This is a genomic window from Photobacterium sp. OFAV2-7 (genome assembly GCF_022347985.1).
Taxonomy (GTDB): domain Bacteria; phylum Pseudomonadota; class Gammaproteobacteria; order Enterobacterales; family Vibrionaceae; genus Photobacterium.
Genome location: NZ_JAKRFQ010000429.1, coordinates 1 through 4244 on the forward strand (window position 1 = coordinate 1; position 4244 = coordinate 4244).

The following is a 4244-nucleotide window of genomic DNA, read 5'->3' on the forward strand; positions in this document are numbered from 1 at the left end:
TCAATAACTAACCCAGGGTCTGTTGATCTTCACTATCTGTTCACCAACTTGCCACTGGTGGGAGTATTAAGATGAACAGACCCTAACAAGCAACGATCTAGAGTGCTGTTTGCTAAGTAGTAATCAAATGTTCGTTAAATCCCAACTCGACCAGTGATTCAAATGCCTGCCAGACATCATCTGGAATATCTTGTGGCATTGAATACCCCAGTGCTGGGTAATCTTTGATTCGTTGAAGATCGCCTACCATAACGTTTATTACATCACTGTAGGTGAGCAGTTCATTAGGATACTCATCAAAACTGATAGGCGGCGATGTCACCATCACTTGCTTGCCAGGCCATTGCTGCATGAAAGAGGCATAGCTTCTTCTTTCCATAAATGGCTTCTGAACTAATATCAGCGTTTTAGGGTCAAGCCCCTTATCTTCCAATAGCGCCTTGGTAAAAAGAACATTTTCACCGGTATTCGTGGATTGTGGCTCAATGAGAATACACTCTTTGGGTACGCCCATACCTGCAGCAATCAGGGCAAACGCTTCAGCTTCCGACCCACTGAACATACCGCTCGTTAGTTCGCCGACTCCGCCAGAAAAGACAATATAAGGTGCGTAACCATCTAGGTACAACTTTGCTGCATGCTCGGCAACTCGGATATCGTTACTGCACAGAACCAAAATACAATCACTTTTCTCAAGTTGATCATTGAGTAAGTGGTAGTTCCAGACTTTCTTAGCCAGAGAGTGAACCTGTGATGCCATATATCCATCCTTGAACCGAAATCGCTGGACCCGTTCTGGCTCCAGCATCATGAGGGGGGTAAGAGTTACTTTGCACAACTAGAATGAAACTAGCATGACAATAGCAGTGAATACTGCTTTGAAAGCGTACTAAGCGCGATGCCACCAATCCGGAACAATGTTACAACTAGCCTCACCTGCGCTCAGCCAGCCCTGCTCGCCCTCAATAGTCAGTTGAAGCTGCATAGTACGCTCTGCCATCGCTTCCAGCTCGGCTAGTGTTTCATCGTTGATGAAAACGACCGATACATTCGCATATTGGGTGATCTTGCTTTTGTTTTGCTGCCACCAAACCGAGGCGGCATTGTCACCATAGGCAAAAATAATCACCTGCTGCGAACGATGGGAAGCCTTACGAACTCGCTTTTCTTCCGGTAGACCTAGCTCAATCCACAGCTCAATCTCATCACTGAGGTTCTTAGTCCACAGATCTGGTTCATCAGTTTCTGATAGCCCTTTGGTAAACTGCAACTCTTCATCGGCATTCAAGCCCCAGGCAACAAGACGTAGCATAAATCGCTGGATTGTTTCCGAAGGATGGCATGCTAATGTATGCGATTTATCAATATAAACGTGGCGGTCCAGATCAGCGACATTGAACTGGGCCTTATAAATGGTGGCTTTCTGTGCCATAACAAAACACCTGATTTTAAGATGCCTGAAGTGTAGTAAGAATAAGACTAGAGTTCAATTTCTATTGGCTTTTCAAAGCAATAACTTGCTTGTTGATGGTGGTCATTTCTCTTGCCAGCTGCTGGCATTCTTGCTGCAGCTCAGTCACGGGCAGCTGAGTAAACTTTTGCTTGTAGTGCTTTCCCGCTTCGGCCAATAACGTTTTCCATTCAATTACGTCTACTGCTGATAGCTCTTCGTTTAGTAGCCTCTTTCCTTCCAGGATATAGTCTTTGGCAACCACGGCATAATCATCAAAGGCCGTTTCAACGTCAGTACTTATGCTGTTCTCAAGTCGGTTGCAGCCTTTGATGAAAGTCTCTCTGAGTTGATATGTCGTGTATATCCCGACTAGCTTATCTTTCAACACATCTCTTTGCCCTCTCGGGTTAGGAGAAGAGGTCACCTCTGAGGCCTGAGCTGCCAGTGAAGCAAAAATTAACGAAAAACCAAAATACCAAGTTCTAATGAACACAGTTATTTACCTATCATACTTACTATTAACTCCATGATACGTGATTACTGCTATTGTGCTGTGCGATTTTCGTGATCTAGCACCCACCTTTAAAACAATGTTTTATTCCAATAGTGTATTGATTTTAAAGGTGTGGTTAATAATTAACTCTTTCTTGGCTTTCGACAGCCTTTTGATTCTGTACTCCAACCGCATAGCCGTTTTCTTATCACCGACCTGCTCAGACCAGGCTAAATTCAATGGGCCTTTCCCTTTCAGGTACTTGGCCCCTTTCTTACTGCCACTATGTTCATTCAGACGTCGTTCTACATCTGTCGTCACACCACAGTAAAGTTGATTTGATGCGGTTCTGATTAAGTAGACCGACCATTGTGCGGCTTTATTACGCTCTGCATCAGTCTGCTTCGCTGTATGTTCAGCCAGAGAAGTATTATCTGTTTGCTTCATCATATAAAAAGGCTCAGCCAGTGCTGAGCCATACTTTAGTAAATTACGCGATTAATTTCTGCGCTTAAGATGTCAATGATTCAAGCAGCTCTTTAAGTTCGGCTATCTCTTCTTTCATTGCGGCAACTTCTTCTTCAAGTTTTGCCACGCGCTGAGAAGTTGGTGATGAACCGCCCGTAGTCGGAGCCGCCGCAGCCTGCTCAGCTAACTCTTCGAGATCAATTTCGCCACTGAACAAATGCATATATCGAAAATCACGCTTGCCAGATTCTTTTGGCAATTTCACCACATATGGTCCCTTGGCATGCTCAGCCAGGCCATTTAGAACCGTTTCAGCCTCTTTTACGTCAGCCAGGTCACAAAGGCGGTTCGTTCGGGTACGGATCTCACCAGGTGTTTGCGGCCCACGCAGCAACATTACACACAGCGCAGCCTTCTCCTGCTTGGTAAACTGCAATGTACTGAATTCAGTATTACAGAACCTGTGCTGGTACTTAGCGACACGGCTACCAAAACCTGCCGTTACTTCCTGAATAATGCGTTTAGCTTTCAGCGCTTCAACAGTATCCAGCACGGTCGCTTCATCCAGCGACATTACAGGCTCTCGATTACTTTTCTGGTTACATGCTGTCGTCAATGCATTCAGTGTTAATGGGTATTGATCCGGGGTAGTCACTTCTTTCTCTAGCAAACAACCCAACACTCGCGCTTCATTCTGCGAAAAGCAAATATCCATGATCTTCCCTCACCCTTCTTATTGTTGATACCAATACTGATTCCACTCTTTATGAACACGTCATGCCAAGACTGGAATCAGCACTGACCTGTAGGCAGATTAGCACGCGCAGCCTGAACAACAAGCGCTTGTCGTACTGAGTGTTTGAAAATCAATCAATTAGCATTCAATCTTGCGAAGTTATCTCATTTAACCTTAATCGACGGGAAAGCTAGAGGCTGTTGTTTGGATGGGAAGGAACAACGCTGCACACTTAACTGCCTTCCTAATCCAATTTCAGACCTTGAAAGAGCAGCTAAGTCGGTACAGGAAGGAGGTGAACTCAATCAGGTAAATTCTGCAGCGACATAGCGGTTACGCCCCTGCTCCTTGGCTTTATATAGTACCTTGTCAACGATTTCATACATATTCTCTGGCGTTTCAAGACCCGTAGGGATCCACGAAACCATACCCTGACTTACGGTTACCACATCCGACGTCGTCGATTTCGAGTGAGGGATCTCTAATCGCTGAATGCAGGCCTTCAACCTTTCACACTCCCTCACGGCTTTGGTTTTGTCACAATGACTAATCAAGACAACAAACTCTTCGCCACCGTAACGAGCGGCAAGTTCTCCAGCCCGGCTAAAGGTCTGCTTGAGCTCGCCTGCAACTGCCTGCAGACAGCGGTCACCTTCAAGGTGCCCATAATGGTCATTAAACGGTTTGAAGTGATCCACATCCACCATGATGATAGTCAGCGATAAATTATTGCGTCCATGCCACGAAATAAACTCGGCCAACTTCTGATCAAGATAACGTCGGTTGGCCAACTTGGTTAAGCCGTCTTCATTAACTTGTTGTGAAAGGCGCTCATTGGCTAGTTCAAGTTGCTCCGACGCTTCTTTCAACTGGTGTCTCATATGCGCAATACGCTGCATGGCCTTTAACTTAGAGACCAAAACCATTTTGTTAACTGGCTTGACCAAATAATCATCCCCGCCCATATCAATGGCTTTAGCAATCATTTCAGGTTCGTCATGACCGCTCAAAAAGATGATAGGCACCCAATCGGGATGTTTAATTCGAATTTGCTCCGCCACCTCGGTGCCACTCATATCCGGCATACTGACATC

General features: G+C 45.4%; 6 protein-coding genes. All 6 read right to left on the bottom strand.

Annotation, left to right across the window (positions count from 1 at the left end):
* Positions 1–112: 112 nt before the first annotated feature.
* Positions 113–760, bottom strand: coding sequence for a YdcF family protein (locus MHN01_RS18270; RefSeq protein ID WP_239412652.1), 648 nt, complete (start codon positions 758–760; stop codon positions 113–115).
* 129 nt (positions 761–889) lie between these two features.
* Positions 890–1432: a YaeQ family protein gene (locus MHN01_RS18275; protein WP_239412653.1), complete on the bottom strand. Its 543-nt coding sequence runs from the start codon at positions 1430–1432 to the stop codon at positions 890–892.
* A 61-nt stretch (positions 1433–1493) separates the two neighbouring features.
* Entirely contained in the window at positions 1494–1946 is a 453-nt protein-coding gene (locus MHN01_RS18280; protein WP_239412654.1) for a hypothetical protein, read from the bottom strand.
* A gap of 102 nt (positions 1947–2048) precedes the next feature.
* Positions 2049–2396, bottom strand: coding sequence for a GIY-YIG nuclease family protein (locus MHN01_RS18285; RefSeq protein WP_239412655.1), 348 nt, complete (start codon positions 2394–2396; stop codon positions 2049–2051).
* A 61-nt stretch (positions 2397–2457) separates the two neighbouring features.
* On the bottom strand, positions 2458–3129 hold the full coding sequence (locus tag MHN01_RS18290; protein ID WP_239412656.1) for a YceH family protein: 672 nt from the start codon (positions 3127–3129) through the stop codon (positions 2458–2460).
* A 326-nt stretch (positions 3130–3455) separates the two neighbouring features.
* A partial coding sequence (locus MHN01_RS18295; RefSeq protein ID WP_239412657.1) for a diguanylate cyclase domain-containing protein occupies positions 3456–4244 on the bottom strand: 789 nt, incomplete at its 5' end.